Here is a 23,274-nt window from a genome sequence, read left to right on the forward strand (position 1 = left end):
CGCATCCGTAACACCACGGGGCAGGGAGAAAAGAAGATGAAACACCGTCGTACACGTTCGACGCCACGATTCGCGGCGCTATCAGCGGGCATTGCCGTCGCGCTCGCTTCCACAATGGCTGCCGGGCAGGACGTGCCGGAGGCGACCGAGCAGCAGGCCACCACGCTCGATCGCATCGAGGTCACCGGCTCGCGTATCCGCCAGGTCGACACCGAGACAGCGCAGCCGATCGTGAGCATTCGCCGGGAAGACATCGAGTCCCAGGGTTTCACGTCCGTGGTTGACATCCTGCAGAACGTCACTTCCACGGGCGATCCGCCGCTGACGCGTTCGAGCCCGCTTTCGAGCGGCGAGGCGCTCGGCGGCTCATTCATAGAGCTGCGCAACCTCAAGGCGACGCGAACGCTGGTATTGGTCAACGGGAAACGACTCGGCATCATGACTGGCGGCTTCCAGGACATCTCCGCATTGCCGGTGTCGATGATCGAGCGGATCGACGTACTCAAGGACGGGGCGTCCTCGGTCTACGGCTCCGACGCCATTGCCGGCGTGATCAACATCATCACGCGCTCGGAATACGAGGGGGCGCAGGCCAATGTCTACTATGGCCAGTACGGCCAAGGCGATGGTGCCAAGCAGAGTTACGACTTCGTGCTCGGATCCGTCGGTGAGAGGGGCTCGTTGACCGCCGCCGCCGAATTCGCGAAGGAGGATGTGGTGTGGGCCAGCGACCGCTGGTTCAGCGAAATCAGCCAGAACTCGGCATGGACCACGGTGGGGCAGTACGGGCGTATCCACAACTTCGACGGCGTTTCCGGCAACAACCTGGTGCTGGCGCCCGGTGGCAATCCCTATGACCTGAACGATTTCCGCCTGCAGGACACGACGCCGGTGACAGGCGAGGTGAGCAACACCAACCAGCAGATGCAGGTCATCACGCCTGTCGAGCGGACGGCGTTGTACGTCAATGGGCGTTACGACATGACAGACGACATCGTTTTCAAGGCCAATGTCCTCTACAACGACCGCAGCTCGGAAGCCCAGGTCGCCGGCTATCCCCTGCAGTCCGCGGTGTTCCCCACGGTGAGGATGTCGGCCGACAGTTACTACAACCCGGCGGGCACGTGGCATGGCTACGAGGATCCCCAGAGCATCGGCTGGAGCCGGCGGACCTGGGAGATCCCGCGTCGTCAGGTCGTGGATCGGAGCGTCTTCCAGATCACCACCGCTATCGAAGGCCAGTTCGACATCGGCGACCGGTACTGGGATTGGGACGCCGGCTACATGCACAGCAAGAGCAGCCAGAAGGTGACGGACCGGGGCAACCTCTCCGTCCCCAGCGTCGCGCTGGCGGTCGGCCCGTCGTTCCTGAACGACGAAGGCGTTGTGCAGTGCGGCACGCCCGACGACCCGATTCCCTACGGCAGCACGGCGGGGGAATGCATTCCCTGGAATCCCCTGCTTTCGTTCGGCGTGGAGGGCAGCGGCAGCCTCACCGGCAATCCCGAGTTGGCCGCATTCCTGTTTCCAACCCTGCAGTCCCTGGGCGAGACCGAGACCGACAACTACTTCGCGAACATCAGCGGCTCGCTGGCATCACTGCCCGCAGGCGAACTCGGTGCCGCCGCCGGATACGAGCATCGCCGGGAGCAGGGGGGGTTTTCCCCCGATGCGTTGTCGCAATCCGGCGATGCCACCAGTCTGGCCGGCGGGCCGACGTACGGCGGCTACTCGCTCGACGAACTGTACGTCGAGTTCGCCATTCCCATCCTGGCCGACGTGCCCGGTGCGCGGGAGCTGGGTTTGAACCTGTCGAGCCGCTACTCCGATTACTCGACGTTCGGCGACACCGTCAACAGCAAGTTCGGTTTCACCTGGAGGCCGGTCGAGACGCTCATGTTGCGCGGCACTTGGGCCGAAGGATTCCGGGCGCCGTCGATCGAGGACCTGTACGGCGCCACCGGCCAGGGGTTTCCGTATTTCACCGATCCTTGCGACGTCACGTTCGGCATCGCGGGGAACAACCAGCGCTGCCTGCAGGACGTGCCCGAAGGGTTTCGCCAGCTCATGCAGGGGTTCATTCCCGCCGACGGCCCGGAAAGCCAGAGCCCGGTCCCGTTCAATTTCGGTTCCAATCCAGCGCTTACGCCCGAGAACTCGGTCTCCCACAGCCTGGGCGTGGTCTACAGTCCGGGTTTCGTCGACGGACTGAACATCGTGCTGGACTGGTGGAAGATCCGCATCGACAACACCATTCTCACCGACACCGCGACCGCGATCCTGGACGACTGCTACGTCAAGGGCATCGAATCCAGGTGCCAGGCGTTCGAGCGCGACCCGGAGACCGGGATGGTCACGGACATGCTGGCCCTGCTGGTCAATGCAGGCTTCCTGGAGACGGAGGGCTTCGACCTCGAGGTCGGCTATCGCTGGCAGGGCGATCTGGGGCGCTTCCAGGTCAACTGGGGAAGCACGTACACCAGCAAGCACGAAATCAAGATCGACAACCTCGAAACAACGACGCCACAACAGAACGTCGGAATGTTCGATACAAACGGTGGAGTCTTCAGGCTGCGGTCGAACCTCAAGTTGTCCTGGGACCGCAACGATTTTGGCGCGAGCTGGACGACACGCTATTACTCGGCGATGAAAGAGGATTGTTTCTTCTTCGACGAGGACGACAATCCCCTGCCGCCTTGCAATATCCCCGACTACGTGGCCCCTGGCACCGATGGCGCCATCGCCCCGAAGCACCGGCACGGTCCCAACGTCTTCCATGACGTCCAGGTGCGTTGGAACGCGCCATGGAACGCGACGATATCCGCGGGTGCCAACAACGTATTCGAGCACTACGGCCCGCTGATGACATCCCAGCCGAACGCGAACTTCGACTATTACGGCGGCTTCGACGTTGGCAGGTTCATCTACTTGAAATACCAGCAGCGCTTCTGACCGGAAGCGCAGACGAAAGGCGGACAAGGAAGGCGGGAGAGCGTGAAGGACTCTCCCGCCATTGCCATTGCCATGACGCCGGAGGCGTAACCGGAAGCGGGGCAGGCGCCGCTTGCGCTGCGTGGCCTGCGACGCGAGGCTACCCGCCTCCAGCCAGCGCGAATGAAATCCCGCCCCACATTGCGCCGGACTCGTACCCGCAACGACGGACACTGACCTATGAAACGCATGATCCTCGGCCTTGCCTTCGCGATCGCGCTGGCCGCGCCTGCCCGTCCGTCCTCGGACGACGCACAGACGGAAGCCGATCTGCGCCGCATGACGCAGGAACTTCTGGACGCGGTCGCTCCGGGCAAGCGCGAGGTTTGGGAGCGCTATCTCGATGCACGCTTCGTGCATATGGATGAGAACGGTGTCGTGCGCAACAAGACGGAACTGTTGCGCGAATTCGCGCCGCTGCCGCCCGGCCTCGTCGGCCGCATCGAGATCGACACCTACGAGGCGACGATCTACGGCGATATCGCCATTGCGGCATACCAGATGCAGGAATACCTCGACTACCACGGGCAGCCGCTGAGGTCCCGCTTCCGAGCGCTGGATACCTGGCGCAGAACACCTGAGGGCTGGCGGCTCATCGGCGAGCATGCTGCGGCCGTGCACAAGGATCCTCCCACCATCACCCTGAGCGGCGGCGAACGTTGCGCATACGAGGGCGTCTATGCGCTAACCCCGGAGATCAGCACGACCATCCGTTGCACGGACGACGGCTTGACGTCGGAACGGAACGGTCGGCCGATTGCGAAGTACGCGGCGGAGCTTCGCGACGTGTTTTTCGTTCCGGGTCAACCGCGCACTCGGCGAATCTTCACCCGTGACGCAAGCGGTAGGATCGATGGCTTTGTCGATCGGCGCGAAGGAGAGGATATTCGTTGGAATAGGAGCGGTGATGCTCCAAAGCAACGCTGGACCCTCGGTGCGGACCCATCATGAAGTTGCGGTGAGCCGGACTCTCGTATAGCCGAACTTGTTCGGCTGTTTTTCTTGGGCGGGCAGCCGAGTAAGCTCGGTCCCACGGGCGTGCGCGGCGCGGCTACCAGGCGATCGCTTCGCCCTGCCAGTCGATGAAGCGGCCGCCGTCGCGATCGCCCAGCCCGTCGATCTGCCGCAGCAGGCCCGCCACCGAGTCGGCGGGCGCGACTTCGGCGTGCTCGCCGCCCATCTCGGTACGCACCCATCCCGGGCTCACCGCCACCACCACGATGCCGCGGTCGGCCAACGCCCGCGCCAGCAACACCGTGACCATGTTCAGCGCCGCCTTGCTGACGGCGTAGCTGGGCGTGCCGAAGCGTTCGGTCAGGGCGATCGAGCCCAGTCGCGAGGACAGGTTGACCACGCGCGCGCCGTCGGCCAGCAGCGGCGCCAGCGCCTGGGTGAGCAGGAACGGCCCGGCGGCATTGGTGCGGAAGCTGTGCTCCAGGTTGTCCGCGCCGACCCACCCGAAGCGCTCGCCCGAATGCAGCACGCCGGCATTGTTGATCAGCAGGTCCAGGCGGACACCTTCGCCCAGCACCAGCGGCAGCTCGCGCGCCAGCTCGGCATGGGTCTTCGGCACGGCGGCGTCGAGCGGCAGCACGTGCAGGCGCCCGGGGTATTCGCCGGCGAGATGGTTGAGGTCGGTGGCCTTGCCGGGCTGGCGGCAGGCGGCGACCACGCGGTCGCCGCGCGCCAGCAACTGGCGGGTGAATTCCAGGCCGAGGCCGCGGTTGGCGCCGGTCACCAGGACGTGTCGGGCAGCGTTCATGCCCGACAGTCTGCCGCAACCGGCGTCGGAGCGGCGTTATCGCCGTCGCAGCCGGGACTTCTGGCCCGGTGCCGGGAAGGGCAGGCACGGCTAGGATGGCGGGACCGAACCTGTCGCAAGGAGAGCCCTGCATGCCATCGCCGCCCCTGTCCGCCCTTCGTCCCCGGCCGCGCGCCGCCCTGCTGGCCGCCGCCTTCGGCCTCGTGCTGGCGACCGGCCTGGTGGGGTTGCCGGCGTCCGCCCAGCCCGCCGCGGACGAGGTCGCCGTCGACATTCCATTCGAGCAGTTCACCCTGCCCAACGGCCTGCGGGTGATCGTGCACACCGACCGCAAGGCGCCGATCGTCGCGGTCAACCTCTGGTACCACGTCGGCAGCAAGGACGAGCCGGCCGGGCGCAGCGGCTTCGCGCACCTGTTCGAGCACCTGATGTTCCAGAGTTCCGAACACCACGACGGCGAGTATTTCGCCCCGTTCGAGCTGGTCGGGGCCACCGACATGAACGGCACCACCAATTCCGACCGCACCAACTACTTCCAGAACGTGCCGACCACCGCGCTCGACATGGCGCTGTGGATGGAGTCCGATCGCATGGGCCACCTGCTCGGCGCGGTCGACCAGGCCGCGCTCGACGAGCAGCGCGGGGTGGTGCAGAACGAGAAGCGCCAGGGCCAGAACCAGCCCTACGGCCAAGTCTGGGAGCTGCTCGGCAAGGCGCTGTACCCGAAGGGACATCCGTACCACCACAGCACCATCGGCTCGATGAACGACCTCAACGCGGCCACGCTGGAGGACGTGAAGCAGTGGTTCCGCGCCTGGTACGGGCCGAACAACGCGGTGCTGGTGCTGGCCGGCGACATCGACGTGGCCACCGCCAGGGAGAAGGTGACGCGCTATTTCGGCGACATCCCGGCCGGCCCGACCATGGCGCAGCCGCCGGTCGACGTGGCGGCGCGCCCCCGGACGACCCGCAGCACGCTCGAGGACAAGGTGCCGCAGACGCGGATCTACCGGGTCTGGAACGTGGCCGAGACCGGCACCGTCGATCTCGATCACCTGCAGCTGTTCGCGCGCGTGCTCGGCGGCAGCAAGTCCTCGCGGCTCGATCGCCGCCTGCTGCACGCCGACAAGCTGGTCGACAGCGTCAGCGCCACCGCCTGGGGCTCGCAGCTCGGCTCGAACTTCATGATCATGACCAACGTCCGCGAGGGCGTGGACGCCGCGGCGGTCGAGGCGGCGATCGACGAGGAGCTGACGCGGCTGATCGCCGAAGGCCCGAGCGCCGAGGAACTGGCGCAGGCGCAGACGGTGATCCGCGCCGGCTTCATCCGTGGCATCGAGCGCATCGGCGGTTTCGGCGGCAAGGCCGACGCCCTGGCCGAATGCGCGGTGTACGAGCAGGATCCGGGATGCTTCCGGCGGTCGCTGGCCAACGTCGCCGCCGCCACCCCGGCCGATGTCGCCGCGGCCGGCCGCGAATGGCTGTCGCGCGGCGACCACGTGCTCACCGTGGTGCCGGGCGAGCGCCGCGAGATCCCGGAGGATCCGGCGGTGACGCCGGCGCCGTTCGACCTGCCCGCGCCCGATCCGCGCTACACCACCGTGCCCAGCCCCGTCGACCGCAGCCAGGGCGTGCCGCGGACCGAGGCGTTCCCCGAGCTGAAGTTCCCGGAACTGCAGCGCGCCACGCTCGGCAACGGCACCCGGGTGATCCTGGCCGAACGCCATGACGTGCCGGTGGTGCAGTTCAGCTATGAATTCGGCGGCGGTTACAGCGCCGACCAGGGGCGCCGGCTCGGCACCTCCGGGTTCACCATGGCCATGCTCGACGAGGGCGCGGGCGGGCTGGGCGCGCTGGCATTCGCCGATCGCGCCGAGTCGCTGGGCGCCAGCGTCGGTGCCGGCGCCGCGCTCGACGGCGGCAACGCCTACCTGTCGGCGCTGAAGGAGAACCTCGACCCGTCGCTGGCGCTGTTCGCCGACATGGTGCGCGCGCCGCGCTTCGACCAGGGCGAGATCGACCGGGTCAAGGCGACCTGGATCGCCGGCATCCGCCAGGAGAAGGCGCGGCCCAACGGCGCCGCGCTGCGGGTGCTGCCGCCGCTGCTGTACGGCGACGACCATCCCTACGGCATTCCCTTCAGCGGCTCCGGCACCGAGGCGTCGGTGACGGCACTGACCCGCGACGACCTCGTGGCCTTCCACCGGGATTGGGTGCGGCCGGAAAACGCCACCCTGATCGTGGTCGGCGACACCACGCTGGACGAGATCGTGCCGGCGCTCGAGCGCCACTTCGGCGACTGGCGCGGCGCGGGCGACGCGCCCGCGGTGCCGGAAGTCGGCAGCGTCGAGCGCCCGGACGGCACGCGCGTGTTCCTGATCGACCAGCCCGGCGCGGTGCAGGCCAACCTCTTCGTCGGCCAGGTGGTGCCGTCGACGCGCGATGCCGGCGCGACCCGCTTCGACATCGCCAACCAGGTGCTCGGCGGCACGTTCTCGTCGCGTTTGAACATGAACCTGCGCGAGGACAAGCATTGGGCCTACGGCGCCTACAGCTTCACCTCCAGCGCGCTCGGGCCGCGGCCATGGCTGGCGTTCTCGCCGGTGCAGATCGACAAGACGGTGGAGTCGTTGCAGGAGCTCCGCCGCGAGATCGCCGACTACGCCGGCGGCGCCGCGCCGCCCACCGCCGAGGAGGTGGAGAAGATCCGGGCGCAGGAGATCCGCGGCCTGCCGGGATCCTACGAGACCGCGCGCGCGGTGCTGTCGGAGATCGGCGGGATCGTCCGCTTCGGGCGGCCGGACGACTACGTGTTCCGGCGTCGCGCCGAGATCGAGGCGCTGACCCCGGCGCAGGTCGGCGCCGCCGCCGGCGTCATCGATCCCGGCGCCCTGACCTGGGTGGTGGTCGGCGACCTGAAACAGATCGAGCAACCGATCCGGGCCCTGGACCTGGGCGCGGTGTCGATCGTCGACGCCGACGGCAATCCGGTGGTCCCCGAGGGCGAGGCCGGGCAATGACGCGCCGCCGCGTGCTCGGGCGCGCACCGTCCGCGGCCCATGGACGGTAGGAGCGCACCGCAAGGGGCGCGACCGCTTCGCCGGAAGCCGTCGCGCCCCTGCGGTGCGCTCCTACAAGGTGCGCACCGAATCCATAGCCTTCGCATGGCAGAAGTACCTTTTCCTCCGCAACGTGAACGCCCCGCCCGCGCGGCAGTTGCCGCCGCCGCGGCGGGCGCGCACTATGCCTGCCGACCTCGATCGCGAGCGAGTCGCCACATGCGCCTGCCCCTCCTGCTTGCCCTGACGCTGACCGCCACCGCCTGCACCTGGGTGCACATGGCGCCCGGCGCCAGCGCCGTGCGGGTCGCGTCCACGGCGCCGACCGGCTGCGAGAAGCGCGGCGAGGTCGAAGTCTCGGTCAAGCACAGCATCGCCTTCATCGACCGCAATCCGCTGCGGGTGCGCGACGAACTGGAGACCCTGGCCCGCAACGAGGCGCCGGGGCTCGGCGCCGACACCGTGCATCCGCTGGCGGAGCCGGTGCGCGGCAGCCAGCGCTTCGCCGCCTGGCGCTGCGGGAACTGACGGTCCGCCGCGCCCCCAGAAACGGGAGCCGGCAGCACGGCCGGAGCGCCGGCCCGCTCCGCAACCGCCGCTCCGGCCAGGCGGTGGCCGGCCCCACAATGCGTGGCAGGTCGGAAGCCGGTAATCTATGCGCCCTTTTGCCCAACCGGTGGCCAGCCCATGCTGTTCCAACACGTCGCCATCGCCGGCCTCGCGCACATCGATGCCCCACGACGACTCTCGACCGATGAGATCAATGCCCGGCTGAAGCCGACCCTGGACCGGCTGAAGATCCGGACCGACGTGCTCAAGGACATCGCCGGCATCCACGCCCGGCGCCTGTGGGACGACGAGGTCCAGGCCTCCGACGCGGCGACGCTGGCCGGGGTCAAGGCGCTGGCCGATGCCGGCATCGACCCGGCCCGGGTCGGCCTGCTGGTCAACACTTCGGTCAGCCGCGACTTCCTCGAACCGTCCACGGCCAGCATCGTCAGCGGCAACCTCGGCCTGCCCGACACCTGCCAGAATTTCGACGTCGCCAACGCCTGCCTGGCGTTCCTCAACGGCATGGACATCGCCAGCCGCATGATCGAGCGCGGCGAGATCGACTACGCCCTGGTGGTTGACGGCGAGACCGCCAACCTCGCCTACGACAAGACCCTCGAACGCCTGCTGCAGCCTGACGTCACCGCCGAGCAGTTCCGCAACGAGATGGCCACGCTGACCCTGGGCTGCGGCGCCGCCGGCATGGTGCTGGCGCGGGCCGAGCTGGCCCCGGGCGCGCCGCGCTACCGCGGCGGCGTCACCCGCGCCGCGACCGAGTGGAACAGCCTGTGCCGCGGCAACCTCGACCGCATGGTCACCGACACCCGCATGCTGCTGATCGAGGGCATGAAGCTGGCACAGAAGACCTTCGTGGCGGCCAAGCTGGCGCTGGGCTGGGCGGTGGAGGAGATGGACGAGTTCGTCATCCACCAGGTCAGCAAGGCGCACACCGCGGCCTTCATCAAGGCCTTCGGCATCGACCCGGAGAAGGTCATGACCATCTTCGGCGAGCACGGCAACATCGGCCCGGCCTCGGTGCCGATCGTGCTCAGCAAGCTGCGCGAGATGGGCCGCCTGAAGAAGGGCGACCGGGTGGCGCTGCTCGGCATCGGCTCGGGCCTGAACTGCTCGATGGCCGAGGTGGTGTGGTAGACAGCGGAGGAGCCGGCTGCGGGATGGCACCCGCGCCCGCGCTTCCTCGCCTTTCCCCGTTTACGGGGGAAGGCTGGGATGGGGCACGAGCGAAGCGGTGCTTGCGTTCGTGCCGACGAGCGATCGGTGCCGGTGCACCACACGCACTCGACGCGCCACACCCGAGGTTGTTAGAAACGACCAGGAATTGCTTTTTTACGGTCCGCTTACCCGATCTTCACGGCCGCCTTCGCGCTTGATTCGTAATGAGTCCGTTCGGATTACTATAGGGAGAGGGACAATGAAAAAGCACTCCATCATCGCCATTGCTTTGGCGCTTCTACTGCCCATCGGCTCGGTCATGGCCGCTGTGGTGCATGTCAGCGGCCACGGCGTGAGCCATGATCCGGGCATCGCATTGGAGGATGCGCGTGCCGATGCGGCCGCACAATGCACTTCGCAAGGCGGGGCGCCGGTGGAAGAGGTGTATTACCACCTGTCCTGGGCTGCGCGGTGGCTTGCGTCATCGGTCTGGTCATGCGAAGTACCCTGACGCGCTTACGGACATAGGTTGGAGGAGGTATCCCCACGTTTTCCACAGCCAGATCGGTGGCTTGTAGCGATTGAGGGTGGAAAGCAGTGCGCGCAGCATGATGTCCGCATCGGATCGTAAGATACCCTCCCTGCCCTCGATAAACATTCAGAATTTCTCTTAGTTCAGAAATCCAGCGCGCGCAACTCCGCTTCCTCCGGAAACACCTCGCAGAGCAAACTTGTCGCAGCCCTCATCTCGTCGTCAGTGCGCACAAGTTCGACCATCAAGGCCTTCGGCATCGATCCGGAGAAGGTCATGGCCATCTTCGGTGAGCACGGCAACATCGGCCCCGCCTCGGTGTCGATCGTGCTCAGCAAGCTGCGCGAGATGGGCCGCCTGAAGAAGGGCGACCGCGTAGCGCTGCTCGGCATCGGCTCGGGCCTGAACTGCTCGATGGCCGAGGTGGTCTGGTAGTCACGCCCGGCGCCTCGCTGGAGGCGCCATGCGGCCGGCGCAGGATGCGATCCGAACTGTCGGGCTATGGCGCCTTTTTTCCAGCGCCGCGGGCCTGAACATGCTCGACGAGCCGGATTGCTGCCGGCTTCCGCGCCTCAGCCGTGCGCCACGTGCTCGCGCTTGCTGGCGGTGTGCTGCATCAGCTTGTCGGTCCAGGCGATGCCGATCGCCGAGAGGATGAAGATGGTGTGGATCGTCGCCTGCCACATCACGCCGGCGGCGGTGTAGGTGGTGCAGGTCTTGGTGCCGGCGCTGCCGAATTCCGCGTAGGCGCGCGCGGCCTCCAACGCGTCGATCGTGCCGCACAGCGGCAGGCCGCCGACCATGCCGGCCTCGATGAAGGTCTTGAGCAGGTGGATCGAGCTGATGCCGATGATCGCCATCGCCAGTTTCACCTTCAGCACGCTGGCGTTGACATGGCTCAGCCATTCCGGCTGGTCGGGGTGGCCTTCCAGGCGCAGGCGCGAGACGAAGGTCTCGTAGCCGCCGACGATCACCATCACCAGCAGGTTGGAGATCATCACCACGTCGATCAGGCCGAGCACGATCAGCATGATCTCCTGCTCGCCGTAGCCGCCGGCGCCGTGCAGCAGGTGCCAGAGCTCCTTGCCGAACAGGAACACGTACACGCCCTGGGCGACGATCAGGCCGAGGTACAGCGGCAGCTGCAGCCAGCGCGAGCTGAAGATCAGCGCCGGCAGGGGATTGAGGCGGGCGGAAGGCGGAACGGACATGCGCGCGGCACCGGCGGGCGTAAAGTCGCGCAGCGTAGCGGCGCCGGCCCCGATTGCCAAGCGCGGGCATCGAACCGGCGGCTACGGGCGGACGGCGGCGTGCAGGTGTCCGCATCCGCGAGCCGGCCGCATCGGCCCTGCCGACTTGCCCGCGCGCGGGCGCTCGGCTGTGGCGGTGGCGGCGACGCCCGGCCCGTGGAAGCCATTACAATGGCGCCGATCGAATCCCGGTACCGCAGGCGCGTGAACCTTCCCGACTATCCCTTTGCCGGCCGCCGCGTCGAGGTCCGGCCGGGCATCGCCATGCACGTGCTCGACGAAGGCCCGCGCGACGGCGAGGTGGTGCTGATGCTGCACGGCAATCCGTCGTGGAGCTACTACTGGCGGCACCTGGTGCTGGGCCTGCGCGACCCGGCTCTCGGCAAGGCTTATCGCTGCATCGTGCCGGACCATGTCGGCATGGGCCTGTCGGACAAGCCGGACGACGGTGCCGATGCGCGGCCGCGCTACCGCTACACGCTGCAGTCGCGCGTCGAGGACCTGGAGACGCTGCTCGACCGGCTGGGCGTCGACGGACCGGTGACCCTGGCGGTGCACGACTGGGGCGGGATGATCGGCTTCGGCTGGGCGCTGGCGCACAGCGAGCGCGTGCGGCGGCTGGTGATCCTCAACACCGCCGCGTTCCCGCTGCCGGCCGCCAAGCCGATGCCCTGGCAGCTGTCGCTGGGCCGCGACTCCGGGATCGGCGGCTTCCTGATCCGCGCCTTCAACCTGTTCGCGCGCGGCGCGGCGCGGTTCGGCACCGAACGCAGGTTGCCGGCAGCGGTGCGGCGCGCCTACATCGCGCCCTACCGCGGCTGGCGCAACGCCATCGCCACCCTGCGCTTCATGCAGGACATCCCGCTGGGCGAGGGCGATGCGGCTTGGCCGCTATTGGCCGAGTCCGCGCGCCGGCTGCCGGCCTACGCCGACCGCCCGGCCTTCATCGGCTGGGGGCTGCGCGACTTCGTCTTCGACCGGCATTTCCTCGCAGGCTTCCGTGAAGCGCTGCCGCAGGCCGAGGTGCACGCGTTCGACGACGCCGGGCACTACGTGCTCGAGGACCGCCGCGAGATGCTGGTGCCGGCGATCCGCGGTTTCCTGGATCGCAATCCGGCCTAGGGCCTGTTGACGCTTCCCGAGCAGACCGCGCCGCGCCGGGCCCGAGGCTGCACCGGCCTTCACTCCCTCCGACAGTCGGGGAGGGGGGACTGCTTACGCGGGATGGCGGCAGCGGCTCAGGCCTGCTTCGGCGTGCGATGGCCGGACGTGAGCGGCTGCGTGTCGGTGCCGGGTACGCAAGCCGCGATTGCGCCCTCAGCGGCGCCGGCCCGCGTCACCACCTCGACCTGCACCCGCGCCGACGGTCGCCAGTCATCCGCGGTGAGCACCGGCATGCCGTGTGCCAGCCGGGCGCGGTCGCACTGCGGACTCGCTTCGCCGTGCTCCCATGACGCCGGCACCTCGCGACAGACGCTCGGCCGCAGCGGATGGATGGTGCAGCGCGAACGCACGCCGATCTCCGCGTCCAGCGCCACGCAGTGCGGTTGCCGCGCCCAGGTGCCGCGCATCGCCAGTCGATGCGTATCCAGTGTTTCGGTCAACGACACGGGGACGGTGCCACCGAGTTCGGGCGCCGCCTCGGACCAGTGGAAACCGACCCGGTAGTGCGCGCAGCAGGCGCCGCAGGACAGGCAGGGGTGGGACATCTCGCGGCCAGGACGACGGGGAAAGTCGCGCGATTCTGCAGGTTCCGCGGCGGGGCGCAAGAGCGTGGGCGCGGCGGTCGAGCGGGTAAGCTGTGCGCGTGACCGACGACCACGCTCCAGCCCCCGATGCCGCGCCCGGCGCGCCCTGCAACATCGCCGCGTCCCTGCCGCGGCTGGCGGCCGAGCGCCCGGACCAGGTGGCGATGCGCTGCCCTGGCCGCGACGGCCTCTACCGGACGGCGCTGACCTACGGGGAACTCGACACCCGCAGCGACGCCATCGCCGCGGGGCTGGCGCGGCACGGCGTGGGCCGCGGCACCCGCACGGTGGTGATGGTGCGGCCGACGCCGGAGTTCTTCCTGCTGATGTTCGCGCTGTTCAAGGCCGGCGCGGTGCCGGTGCTGGTCGACCCCGGCATCGACCGGCGCGCGCTGAGGCAATGCCTGGACGAGGCCCAGCCGGAGGCCTTCGTCGGCGTGCCGCTGGCGATGCTCGCGCGCAGGCTGCTGGGCTGGGCGCGGTCGGCGCGGGTGCGCATCGGCACGGGGCGCCGCGCCTGGTTCGCCGACGCCACGCTCGCCCGGGTGGAGCGCGCCGGCGCCGGTGCCGGCGCCGGCGCCGGCGCGCAGCTCGCCGCCACCGATGCCGACGAGACCGCGGCGATCCTGTTCACCAGCGGCTCGACCGGCGTGCCCAAGGGCGTGGTGTACCGGCACCGGCACCTGGTCGCGCAGATCGCGATGATGCGCACCGCCTTCGGCATCGCCCCGGGCGGCGTCGACCTGCCGACGTTCCCGCCGTTCGCGCTGTTCGACCCCGCGCTGGGGCTCACCTCGATCATTCCCGACATGGACCCGACCCGGCCGGCGCAGGCCGATCCGCGCAAGCTGCTGCGCGCGATCGAGCGCTTCGGCGTCGACCAGCTGTTCGGCTCGCCGGCGTTGATGCAGGTGCTGGCCGAGCACGGCGCGCCGCTGCCGACGCTGCGGCGCGTGACCTCCGCCGGCGCGCCGGTGCCGGCCGAGGTGGTCGCGACCATGTGCGAACTGCTGCCGGGCGATGCGCGGTTCTGGACGCCGTACGGCGCCACCGAGTGCCTGCCGGTGGCGGTGATCGAAGGCCGCGAGCTGATCGACCTGCGCCCGCGCACCGAACAAGGCGCCGGGACCTGCGTCGGCCGCCCGGTGCCGCCGAACGAGGTGCGGATCATCCGCATCGACGACGGCGCCATCGAGCGCTGGTCGGAAGAACTGCCGATCGCCGACGGCACGGTGGGCGAGATCACCGTGGCCGGGCCGACCGCCACCGATGCCTATTTCAACCGCGACGCGCAGACCCGCCTGGCGAAAATCCGCGAGCGGCTGCCCGGCGGCGGCGAGCGCATCGTCCACCGCATGGGCGACCTGGGCTACTTCGACGCCGAGGGCCGGCTGTGGTTCTGCGGCCGCAAGTCGCAGCGCGTGGTGACGGCGCAGGGCACGCTGTACACCGAACAGGTCGAGCCGGTCTTCAACGTCCACCCGGCGGTCCGCCGCACGGCGCTGGTCGGGATCGGCGCGTCCGGTGCGCAACGTCCGGTGCTGTGCGTCGAACCGTTGCCGGACACGCCGCGCTCCGACCACGCGCGCATCACCGACGCGCTGCGTCGCATCGGCGAAGGGCATGCGCACGCGGCGCAGGTGGAAGTATTTTTGTTCCATCCCGGGTTCCCGGTCGACATCCGCCACAACGCCAAGATCGGCCGTGAGAAGCTCGCGGCCTGGGCGGCGGCGCGCCTGCGCAACGTGCCTGCGCGCCCCGCGTCCGGGCGCCCGCGATGAAAATCCTGGTCACCGGCGGCGGCGGTTTCCTCGGCCAGGCGCTGTGCCGCGGGCTGCGCGAGCGCGGGCACGAGGTGGTCAGCTTCAACCGCGGCCTGTACCCGGAGCTCGAAGCACTGGGCGTGCGGCAGTGCCGCGGCGACCTGGCCGATCGCGACGCGGTGCTGGCCGCCGCGCGCGGCGTCGACGCGATCTTCCACAACGCCGCCAAGGCAGGGGCCTGGGGCAGCTACGAGAGCTACCGGCTGCCGAACGTGGTCGGCACCCGCAACGTGATCGACGCCTGCCGCGCACACGGCATCGGCCGCCTGGTCCATACCTCCACGCCCAGCGTCACCCACCGCGCCACGCATCCGGTCGAGGGCGGCACCGCCGACGACGTGCCCTACGGCGAGGACTTCAAGGCGCCCTACGCCGCCACCAAGGCGATCGCCGAGCGCGCGGTGCTGGAGGCCAACGACGCCACCCTGGCCACCGTCGCGCTGCGGCCGCGGCTGATCTGGGGGCCCGGCGACAACCAGTTGCTGCCGCGCCTGGTCGAGCGCGCCCGGGCCGGACGCCTGCGTTTCGTCGGCGACGGCGGCAACCGCATCGACACCACGTACATCGACAACGCCGCGCAGGCGCATTTCGACGCCTTCGAGCACCTCGCGCCCGGCGCCGCCTGCGCCGGGCGTGCCTACTTCATCAGCAACGGCGAGCCCAAGCCGGTGCGCGAGATCGTCAACGCGCTGCTGCGGGCGGCGGGCGCACCCGAGGTGGACAGGACCATCCCGTTCCGCGTCGCCTATGCGGCGGGCGCCGTGTGCGAGGGCCTGTGGCCATTGCTGCGCCTGTCCGGCGAGCCGCCGATGACGCGCTTCCTGGCCGAGCAGCTCGCCACCACCCACTGGTACGACATGGCGCCGGCCAGGCGCGACTTCGGCTACGTTCCGCGCGTCACGATTCACGACGGACTCACGCGGCTGAAGGCTTCATGGCGAGCCGACACGACCGTCACCGGATGAAGACCGCGCGCGGCCGAAGATCGCGCTACGCCACTTCCGGCCGGTTCCCCCCTGGGAGGTTCGAGATGCTGCGTTATGCCGTGATCTTCTTCGTCATCGCGATCATTGCGGCCGTGCTCGGCTTCAGCGGCGTCGCCGGCGCCGCGACCAACATCGCTTGGATCCTGTTCGTCATCTTCCTGATCCTGGCGGTCGTGTCGCTGATCCGCGGTCGAAGGGTCTGACGCCGCGCGTCGACCCGACGGGGCCCGCCGGCACAGGCGGGCCTTTTTTCGCCGCCGCACGCCCGCTCGCGATCGGGCGCCACGGCTACAATGCGGCATGGCCGACTCCGCCTCTTCCCCGTTCGCCGCGTTGAAGCCGGCTGCCGGCCGTGCGCTGGAGGCCGCGCTCGAGCATGCGCTCGCGCTCGATCCGGACACCCGCGCCGCGCTCTCGCGGCTGCACGGGCGCAGCATCGTGTTGCGGCTCGACAGTCCGCCGCTGGCGCTGCAGCTGACGGTCGCCGGCGAGCGGCTGCGGGTGGGGCCGGTGGACGAGCTGCGCGCACCCGACCTGGCCGTGCGCAGCACCCTCGGCGGCCTGCTGGCGCAGCTGCCGGGCCTGCTCGGCGGCGAACGCGATGCCGCGGCGCCGGTCGGCAGGATCCGGATCGAGGGCGACGCCGAACTGGCGCGCCAGCTGCAGCGGCTCGCCCGGGGTTTCGATCCGGACTGGGAGCGGCCGTTCGCCGCGGTGTTCGGCGACGTGCTCGGCGTGCAGATCGCCCGTGCCTTCGCTTCGGCACTGGAGCAGGCGCGCGCTGCCGGCGGCAGCCTGGCGCGCAGCGCCGCCGAATACCTGACCGAGGAATCGCGCGACGCGGTCGGGCGCGAGGAGCTCGAGGCCTTCCTCGACGACGTCGACGCGGTGCGCGACGACGTCGAGCGCATCGCGGTGCGCGTCCAGCGCCTGCGCGACGCGTTCGCGGCCGGCCCCGCGGGGGAGCGCGCGTGAGCACGCTGGTGCGGGCCATGCGCATCGGCCGCGTGCTGCTGCGCTATCGGCTCGACGCGCTGCTCGACGAGACGCCCGCCGAGCGCTGGCTCAAGCTGATGCGGCCGTTCGTGCCGCGCGCCTCGAAGGAGATCGAGGCGATGCCGCGCGGTGCGCGCCTGCGCATGGCGCTGCAGGAGCTCGGCCCGATCTTCGTCAAGTTCGGCCAGATCCTGTCCACTCGCCGCGACCTGGTGCCGCCGGACGTCTCCGAGGAGCTGTCGCTGCTGCAGGACCGGGTGGCGCCGTTCGACGGCGATGCCGCGCGCGCCATCGTCGAGCGCGCGCTCGAGCGCGGCGTCGCCGACGCCTTCGCGCATTTCGATACGGCACCGCTGGCGTCGGCGTCGATCGCGCAGGTGCACCCGGCGATCCTGCACGTGAGCGACGCCGCACCCGCGCGCGAGGTGGTGGTCAAGGTCCTGCGGCCGGGCGTCGAGAAGCAGATCGCCGCCGACATCGCCCTGCTCAAGCGCATCGCCGCGCTGGTCGACCGCACCCATCCCAATGCCGACAAGATCCGCCCGCGCGAGATCGTCGCCGAGATCGAGAACACGCTCGCCGCCGAGCTCGACCTGCAGCGCGAAGGGGCCAACGCGTCGGTCCTGCGGCGCTTCTGGCTCGATTCCGACGATCTCTACGTGCCGGAGGTGATCTGGTCGCACACCGCCGACCGCGTGCTCACGCTCGAGCGCGTGCGCGGCATCCCCAGCGACGACATCGCCGCGCTGGACGCGGCCGGCATCGACCGCAAGGCGCTCGCAGCCAAGGGCGTGCGCGTGTTCTACACGCAGGTCTTCCGCGACAACTTCTTCCATGCCGACGCCCACGCCGGCAACATCTGGGTCGACCTGGAGCGCAAGGCCAACCCGCGCTTCATCGCGCTCGACTTCGGCATCATGGGCCAGCTCTCCAGCGAGGACCAGTACTACCTCGCCGAGAACTTCATGGCGATCTTCAACCGCGACTACCGCCGCATCGCCGAGCTGCACGTGCAGGCCGGCTGGATGCCGGCACACATCCGCATCGACGAGCTGGAGGCGGCGGCACGTTCGGTGTGCGAACCCTACTTCACCCGCCCGCTGTCGGAGATCTCGCTGGCCGAGGTGCTGGGCAAGCTGTTCCGCACCGCGCAGCGCTACGAGTTGACCCTGCAGCCGCAGCTGATCCTGCTGCAGAAGACCCTGCTCAGCATCGAGGGCGTGGGCCGGCTGCTGGATCCGAAGCTCGACATCTGGGCGGTGGCGCGACCGGTGCTCGAGCGCATCCTGGTCGAGCGCTACAGTCCGCAGCGCCTGGCCGGCGAGTTCCGCAAGCGGCTGCCGGAGTTCATCACCCATGCGCCGGACATGCCGCGGCTGCTGCACACCTGGCTGACCCAACAGGTCGCGGGCCAGCACGAACTGCGCCTGCGTTCGCACGACCTGGCGCAGCTGACCCAGGTGATGCGGGCGCTGCAGCGGCGCACGGTGGCGGCGATCCTCGGCACCGGCCTGCTGATCGCGGCGGCGGTGCTGTACGCGCTGGAAGCCGGCGGTCCGGCATTCGTCGGGGTGCCGGCGGCGGCCTGGGTGGCCGGTCTCGGCGGCCTGTGGGCATTGCTGGCGGCCTGGCCGCGGCGGTAGGGCGGTGTCGTCTGCGTCCGCGGGAGGGGCCCGGCCCTGGCTCGCCGAGGAACCAGTGGAGAGCAACGAGGAACGCGTGGGGCGACACCCACGGCGGCTCGGATCGGAGCTGGCGCCCCTGCTGCAGCGGCCTGGGCGGAACCGGCGCACTGCAGTCGACTGCGCGCGCAAGCATCGTGCGGCGGACGACGCCGGGCGGTTCCGCCCTGCGGATCGAAAGGCGTCCGCGTCGGCCGCGCCGGCGATACTCATGCGCACGCGGCCACCGACGAACGCCAAACCTGCAACGACGGCGCCACGGGCGTTGCTGTCGTTCGCGGTCCGCGCGCGCCGCCTGGGCGCGCCGCCGCCGTGATCCGGGTGCTGCACGCCGACGAGGTGCTGGCCGTGGTCGACAAGCCGGCCGGCCTGATGACGCACGAGAGCCGCCTGTCGGGCGGCGAGGCCGACTTCCTGGCCGACCGTCTGCGCGCGCAGTTCGGCCGTCCGCTGTTCCTGGCCCATCGGCTCGACCGGGCCACCAGCGGCTGCGTGCTGCTGGCCTTCGACCGTGCCACCGCCGCCGCGCTCGGCGAACAGCTGATGGCGCGCACCGTCGAGAAGCACTATCTGGCGGTCTGCAGGGGCTGGCCGGAGCCGGCGTTCGTGGTCGATCACCCGCTCGACGGCGGGCCGGGCAAGCGACAGAAGAAGCCGGCGCTCACCCGCTTCGTGCGTCTGGCCACCGCCGAGCTCGAACTGCCCTCGGCCGGATTCCCGACGTCTCGCTATGCGTTGCTGCGTGCGGTTCCGGAAACCGGGCGCTTCCGCCAGATCCGCCGCCACCTCAAGCACGCCTCGCATCACCTGATCGGCGACACCAGCCATGGCGATGGCCGCCACAACCGTCAGTTCCGCATGCTGGGCGTGCACCGCATGCTGCTGCACGCGCAGCGCCTGGCGTTTCTGCATCCGGCCGACGGCCGCCGCATCGCGGTCGAGGCGCCGCCGGACGCGGCGTTCGCGAAGGCGCTGGCGCTGTTCGACACCGCCGAGCCGTAGCCCGTAGAGCGGAGCGAGCTCCGCTCTACGGCGCTGACCGCTATTGCGCCGCGGTCTGCTCGCGGATGTCCTGCTCGAGCTGCTGCAGCATCGGGATCAACAACTGCTGCACCGCGGCCATGGTGTTCTGCATCAGCTGCGGCATCTTGTCGAGCAGCTTCTGACCGGCCGGGCTGCCGTAGAAGTCGATCATCGCGTCCATGTCCTCGCCGGTGAAGGTCTTGGCGTAGATGTCGCGGTACAGCGGCTCGAGCGTTTCCCAGGACAGCGTTTCCGCGATCCGTTCGTTGGACCTGGCGATGACGGCATCGAGTTCGGCGCGGTCGGCCTCGCTCAGGTCCTGTCCGGCAGTGAGCTGGGCGATCATCTGCTGCTGCGAGGCGCGTACCTGCGGCAGCATCGCGTCGACCGTCTCCTGTGCCCGCATCACTTCCAGCAGGCGGTCTACCTGGGCCTGGCTGGCCGGTTGCGCGAATGCCTGCGGGGCTGCCAGCAGCAGGACCAGCAGCGCCAGCGGGCGGAACATCGGCTTCATCGGGGCGTCTCCCTCGGGTCGAGCCCGGATGGTGGTGTCTGCACCGCAGCGCGTCAACACGGCATCACGGTCCGTGACTACAATCGCGCCCGGAGGTCGCATGTCGCAGCCGATGCCGCACATCCCCGAACAGGAGCTCGTCGAGCGTTTCGTGCGCGCCGGCGGCCCGGGCGGACAGAACGTCAACAAGGTCGCGACCGCGGTCGAGCTGCGTTTCGACATCGCCCGCTCGCCGTCGCTGCCCGAGGCGGTGCGCGCGCGGTTGCTGGCCAAGCGCGATCGGCGCGTGACCGACGACGGCGTGCTGGTGATCAGCGCCCAGCGCTTCCGCACCCAGGAGCGCAACCGCGAGGACGCGCGCGCGCGCCTGGAGGCGTTCGTCGCCTCCGGCCTGCAGGCGCCGACGCCGCGCATCGCCACCCGCCCGAGCCGCGCCGCCAAGCGGCGGCGCCTGGACAGCAAGCGCCAGCGCGGCGACGTCAAGCGCGGTCGCGCTTCCCCGGACCTGGAGTGAATCGCTTGGACGATGCGCAGCCGCCGATTCCCGCCGTGCCGCCCAGCGTGCCGCGGGTGCGCGCCAACGCCTTCACCCGCTGGCTCGGCCGCACCGTGCTGCGTCTCGGCGGCTGGCGCGTGACCGGCACCATTCCCGACCGGTCCAAGCTGGTCCTGATCGTCGCGCCGCATTCGTCGAACTGGGACGGTCTGTGGGGCTTCGCCGCGAAACTGGCGATGGGGCTGGAGATCCGCGTGCTCGGCAAGCGCCAGCTGTTCTGGTGGCCGCTGGGGCCGCTGCTGCTGCGGCTCGGCGTGATCCCGATCGACCGCAGCGCGGCGCACGGGACGGTCGGGCAGGTGGTGGAGATGATGGTGCGCGCCGACCAGCTGTGGTTCGCGGTGACGCCGGAGGGCACGCGCAAGCAGGTGCAGAAGTGGAAGACCGGCTTCTGGAAGATCGCCCACGCCGCGCGCGTGCCGATCCTGCCGGCGTACTTCCACTATCCGGACAAGGTCATCGGCCTCGGTGAGCTGTTCCACGCCAGCGACGACGCCAACGCCGACATCGCCCGCCTGCGCGAGTGGTACCGGCCGTGGATGGGCCGCAATCGCGGCACCGTCTAGCTCGTCCTGATTGCAGGCTTGTACCGCTGTGGCTCCCGTGAGGCTGTGCTGAAAATCGATCAACCGTCATCCGGCAGCGACGGCCCCGCGCCAGTGATCAGCTGCGTTGCAGCGTCGGAATCGAATCCTTCCATCTGGTATCGGCCGATCAGGAGGAGCGGCGTGCGTTGGGCGCCGAGGCGCTTTACCTCCGAAAGTGCCTGTTCCGATCGATCGACGATCTTCTCGGTGTAGGCGATGCCCTGGCCGGCAAGCCAATTCTTCGCTTCCTGGCTCGCGGCGCAGGTCGACATCGTGTAAATCGTGACGTCGCCCAATTTCTGCGGCGCCGATGTCTTGGCGACGTGATAGGCAGGAACGGGAGGCGCTTCGCCGGATCCGCCGATGTATCGGCCGACGGCCATCCCGGCCGCGGCGCAAACCGCGAGCAAAAGCAGGGGCACGACGATCTTCCAGCCGGAGTTGCCTCGAATCCCCTTCATTTTCGTCTCCTGAAGTGAAGGGCCGGTTCGGCCCTTCACCGGATCGCATCAAGGCACGATGCTGCAGCCGCAGGTGCGGCCCACCCACCGATATCGTCTACGGAATGATGCAGCCGCAGTTCCTGTAGCACTGCGTGTCGCACAAGTAATCGTCGGGAGCGCAGTTGGCCTGGCATTGCCTCAGGCACTGCTGATTACAAACCCGCGCAGCGCTGTCTTGGGTTGCAAACGCGCTGAAAACCGCGCTGAGGGAAAATACCGCCGCAGCAGCAGCGGCATAATAGAGATTCCGGTTCTTTGACATGGTCGCTTCCCTAATCTGCGCCTCGTCGTTGAGGCGTCTCGAAGCTAAGTGGGTCATGAACGAGGTTGCACGCCGCGCCGCAGCAGCATGTTCCGGTTTTCAGCCAGCGTCACGCGCCACGCGTGACGTGCGTCGTATTCATCCAAGCAGTGCAGTCGGAGCAATTCGAAGGCGATTCCGCATTTCATGGGCTCCTAACGCTCCGAGTGCCCGCTCTCGTAGTAATCTCCGCGCACGAACAGGTCCGGCTTGATCAGCTCGACGAACGCCCGCGCCTGCGGCGACAGGTACTTGCCCTTGCGCACGACCACGCCGTAGCTGCGCTGCGGGAACCAGTCCGCCAGCGAGCGCGCGGCCAGCCGCTCGCGATCGGCGTCGCTCAGGCAGATCGCGGTGACGATGCTGATGCCCATGCCCATGGCGACGTACTGCTTGATCACCTCCCAGCCGCCGACCTCGAACGCCACCGTGTACGGCACCCGCTGCTGGTGGAACACCATGTCGACCAGGCGGTAGGTGGTCAGGCGCCGCGGCGGCAGGATCAGCCCGTAGGGCGAGAGGTCCTCCAGCGCCAGGTCCCGCTTGCGCGCCAGCGGGTGCTCCGGCGGCGTGATCAGCATCGGGTCGAAGCGGTAGACCGGCGCGTAGTCGAGATCGGCGGGTACGTCGAGCATCGAGCCGACCGCCAGGTCGGCGGCGTCGGAGCGCAGCAGGTCCAGGCCACTGGCGCCGGTGACGTTGTGCAGGCTCAGGTGCACGCCGGGCTGCGCCTGGCGGAACGCCCCGACGATCGGCGGCAGCAGGTGCAGGATCGTGGAGGTGCCGGCGGCGACGTGCAGTTCGCCGGCATCCAGGCCGCGCAGCTGCTGCCGGAATGCGGCGGGCAGGTTGTCGATGCTGTCGACCAGTGGCCGTGTCAGCTCGTACAGCGCCTCGCCCTCGCGGGTGGGGACCAGGCGCCGGCCGCTGCGTTCGAGCAGGCGCACGCCGAGATCGCGCTCCAGCGCCTGCAACTGCAGGGTGATGGCGGGCTGGCTGACGAACAGCGCCTCGGCGGCGCGTGAGACCGAACCCAGCCTGACCGTCTGGCAGAACGCCCGCAGGGGCTTGAGGCGGTCGCCCTTGTAGGCGAAATGCGTTGGCGCAGCGCGTTCTGCGGCCATGTCCGTCGTCGATATAAATGCAATTAATACTAAGCATTGAAAAAACTGTGTTGTCAAATACAGTACCCAGGCGGATGGTGGGCCTGTGCCGCAAACGCAGGAGACACCCCCC

Annotated in this window: 21 protein-coding genes and 2 pseudogenes; 16 read left to right on the top strand and 7 right to left on the bottom strand. The window is 69.3% G+C overall.

The annotated features are described in order from the left end of the window. Nucleotides 1-36 precede the first annotated feature (36 nt). Nucleotides 37-2,952, top strand: coding sequence for a TonB-dependent receptor plug domain-containing protein (locus tag U3649_RS04200; protein WP_407353637.1), 2,916 nt, complete (start codon nucleotides 37-39; stop codon nucleotides 2,950-2,952). A 219-nt stretch (nucleotides 2,953-3,171) separates the two neighbouring features. Beyond that, on the top strand, nucleotides 3,172-3,942 hold the full coding sequence (locus U3649_RS04205) for a nuclear transport factor 2 family protein (protein WP_407353638.1): 771 nt from the start codon (nucleotides 3,172-3,174) through the stop codon (nucleotides 3,940-3,942). A gap of 100 nt (nucleotides 3,943-4,042) precedes the next feature. On the opposite strand, the gene U3649_RS04210 is transcribed toward U3649_RS04205, so the two are convergent. Continuing rightward, nucleotides 4,043-4,753: an SDR family oxidoreductase gene (locus tag U3649_RS04210; RefSeq protein WP_407353639.1), complete on the bottom strand. Its 711-nt coding sequence runs from the start codon at nucleotides 4,751-4,753 to the stop codon at nucleotides 4,043-4,045. A 131-nt stretch (nucleotides 4,754-4,884) separates the two neighbouring features. Here U3649_RS04210 and U3649_RS04215 point away from each other — a divergent pair, with 131 nt between their 5' ends. The 4 genes from U3649_RS04215 (at nucleotide 4,885) to U3649_RS04230 (ending at nucleotide 10,048) form a co-directional block, all read left to right on the top strand. Continuing rightward, entirely contained in the window at nucleotides 4,885-7,773 is a 2,889-nt protein-coding gene (locus tag U3649_RS04215) for a M16 family metallopeptidase (protein WP_407353640.1), read from the top strand. 258 nt (nucleotides 7,774-8,031) lie between these two features. Continuing rightward, nucleotides 8,032-8,340 carry a DUF4156 domain-containing protein gene (locus tag U3649_RS04220; protein ID WP_407353641.1) on the top strand — a complete coding sequence of 103 codons (309 nt, stop codon included), beginning with the start codon at nucleotides 8,032-8,034 and terminating at the stop codon, nucleotides 8,338-8,340. Between the two features lie 159 nt (nucleotides 8,341-8,499). Further along, nucleotides 8,500-9,516 carry a 3-oxoacyl-ACP synthase III gene (locus tag U3649_RS04225; RefSeq protein ID WP_407353642.1) on the top strand — a complete coding sequence of 339 codons (1,017 nt, stop codon included), beginning with the start codon at nucleotides 8,500-8,502 and terminating at the stop codon, nucleotides 9,514-9,516. 280 nt (nucleotides 9,517-9,796) lie between these two features. After that, nucleotides 9,797-10,048 (top strand): hypothetical protein, encoded by a 252-nt coding sequence (locus U3649_RS04230; RefSeq protein ID WP_407353643.1) that lies wholly within the window; start codon nucleotides 9,797-9,799, stop codon nucleotides 10,046-10,048. 164 nt (nucleotides 10,049-10,212) lie between these two features. Here U3649_RS04230 and U3649_RS04235 read toward each other — a convergent pair whose 3' ends face one another. Beyond that, nucleotides 10,213-10,347 carry a hypothetical protein gene (locus U3649_RS04235; RefSeq protein ID WP_407354684.1) on the bottom strand — a complete coding sequence of 45 codons (135 nt, stop codon included), beginning with the start codon at nucleotides 10,345-10,347 and terminating at the stop codon, nucleotides 10,213-10,215. Here U3649_RS04235 and U3649_RS04240 point away from each other — a divergent pair. Further along, nucleotides 10,316-10,504: pseudogene (locus U3649_RS04240) on the top strand (3-oxoacyl-[acyl-carrier-protein] synthase III C-terminal domain-containing protein); the annotation flags it as partial. The gene U3649_RS04235 and the pseudogene U3649_RS04240 overlap by 32 nt on opposite strands. Before the next feature lie 137 nt (nucleotides 10,505-10,641). On the opposite strand, the gene U3649_RS04245 reads toward U3649_RS04240, so the two are convergent. Continuing rightward, nucleotides 10,642-11,280, bottom strand: coding sequence for a TIGR00645 family protein (locus U3649_RS04245; RefSeq protein WP_407353644.1), 639 nt, complete (start codon nucleotides 11,278-11,280; stop codon nucleotides 10,642-10,644). A 243-nt stretch (nucleotides 11,281-11,523) separates the two neighbouring features. On the opposite strand from U3649_RS04245, the gene U3649_RS04250 reads away from it, so the two are divergent. Then, the gene (locus U3649_RS04250) at nucleotides 11,524-12,441 is read left to right on the top strand and encodes an alpha/beta fold hydrolase (protein WP_407353645.1); all 918 of its coding nucleotides are present in this window, start codon (nucleotides 11,524-11,526) and stop codon (nucleotides 12,439-12,441) included. A gap of 116 nt (nucleotides 12,442-12,557) precedes the next feature. Here the strand turns inward: U3649_RS04250 and U3649_RS04255 are convergent, their stop codons facing one another. Beyond that, nucleotides 12,558-13,028, bottom strand: a complete 471-nt coding sequence (locus U3649_RS04255) for a YkgJ family cysteine cluster protein (protein ID WP_407353646.1) — start codon at nucleotides 13,026-13,028, stop codon at nucleotides 12,558-12,560. Between the two features lie 98 nt (nucleotides 13,029-13,126). On the opposite strand from U3649_RS04255, the gene oleC reads away from it, so the two are divergent. The 6 genes and pseudogenes from oleC to U3649_RS04285 all read left to right on the top strand — a co-directional run. Continuing rightward, complete coding sequence (oleC, locus tag U3649_RS04260; protein WP_407353647.1) at nucleotides 13,127-14,848, top strand: olefin beta-lactone synthetase; 1,722 nt, start codon at nucleotides 13,127-13,129, stop codon at nucleotides 14,846-14,848. After that, entirely contained in the window at nucleotides 14,845-15,855 is a 1,011-nt protein-coding gene (gene oleD, locus U3649_RS04265) for a 2-alkyl-3-oxoalkanoate reductase (RefSeq protein WP_407353648.1), read from the top strand. The genes oleC and oleD overlap by 4 nt, the downstream gene beginning before the upstream one ends. A gap of 65 nt (nucleotides 15,856-15,920) precedes the next feature. Further along, nucleotides 15,921-16,079, top strand: coding sequence for a DUF1328 domain-containing protein (locus U3649_RS04270; protein ID WP_407354538.1), 159 nt, complete (start codon nucleotides 15,921-15,923; stop codon nucleotides 16,077-16,079). 97 nt (nucleotides 16,080-16,176) lie between these two features. Continuing rightward, nucleotides 16,177-16,851, top strand: coding sequence for an SCP2 domain-containing protein (locus U3649_RS04275; protein ID WP_407353649.1), 675 nt, complete (start codon nucleotides 16,177-16,179; stop codon nucleotides 16,849-16,851). Between the two features lie 17 nt (nucleotides 16,852-16,868). Then, nucleotides 16,869-18,515 carry a ubiquinone biosynthesis regulatory protein kinase UbiB gene (gene ubiB / locus U3649_RS04280; RefSeq protein ID WP_407354539.1) on the top strand — a complete coding sequence of 549 codons (1,647 nt, stop codon included), beginning with the start codon at nucleotides 16,869-16,871 and terminating at the stop codon, nucleotides 18,513-18,515. 369 nt (nucleotides 18,516-18,884) lie between these two features. Beyond that, nucleotides 18,885-19,556, top strand: a pseudogene (locus tag U3649_RS04285) (pseudouridine synthase); the annotation flags it as partial. A gap of 40 nt (nucleotides 19,557-19,596) precedes the next feature. On the opposite strand, the gene U3649_RS04290 reads toward U3649_RS04285, so the two are convergent. Beyond that, the gene (locus U3649_RS04290; protein WP_407353650.1) at nucleotides 19,597-20,091 is read right to left on the bottom strand and encodes a DUF2059 domain-containing protein; all 495 of its coding nucleotides are present in this window, start codon (nucleotides 20,089-20,091) and stop codon (nucleotides 19,597-19,599) included. 100 nt (nucleotides 20,092-20,191) lie between these two features. On the opposite strand from U3649_RS04290, the gene arfB reads away from it, so the two are divergent. After that, nucleotides 20,192-20,605, top strand: a complete 414-nt coding sequence (gene arfB / locus U3649_RS04295; protein WP_407353651.1) for an alternative ribosome rescue aminoacyl-tRNA hydrolase ArfB — start codon at nucleotides 20,192-20,194, stop codon at nucleotides 20,603-20,605. 5 nt (nucleotides 20,606-20,610) lie between these two features. Continuing rightward, nucleotides 20,611-21,213 carry a 1-acyl-sn-glycerol-3-phosphate acyltransferase gene (locus tag U3649_RS04300; protein WP_407353652.1) on the top strand — a complete coding sequence of 201 codons (603 nt, stop codon included), beginning with the start codon at nucleotides 20,611-20,613 and terminating at the stop codon, nucleotides 21,211-21,213. Nucleotides 21,214-21,272: 59 nt separating this feature from the next. On the opposite strand, the gene U3649_RS04305 is transcribed toward U3649_RS04300, so the two are convergent. Together U3649_RS04305 and U3649_RS04310 are read right to left on the bottom strand one after the other, a co-directional pair. Further along, nucleotides 21,273-21,695, bottom strand: coding sequence for a glutaredoxin family protein (locus U3649_RS04305; RefSeq protein WP_407353653.1), 423 nt, complete (start codon nucleotides 21,693-21,695; stop codon nucleotides 21,273-21,275). A 498-nt stretch (nucleotides 21,696-22,193) separates the two neighbouring features. Further along, complete coding sequence (locus U3649_RS04310; RefSeq protein WP_407353654.1) at nucleotides 22,194-23,162, bottom strand: LysR family transcriptional regulator; 969 nt, start codon at nucleotides 23,160-23,162, stop codon at nucleotides 22,194-22,196. Nucleotides 23,163-23,274 lie beyond the last annotated feature (112 nt).

Source organism: Luteimonas sp. R10 (assembly GCF_045689605.1).
In the GTDB taxonomy this organism is placed as follows: domain Bacteria; phylum Pseudomonadota; class Gammaproteobacteria; order Xanthomonadales; family Xanthomonadaceae; genus Luteimonas.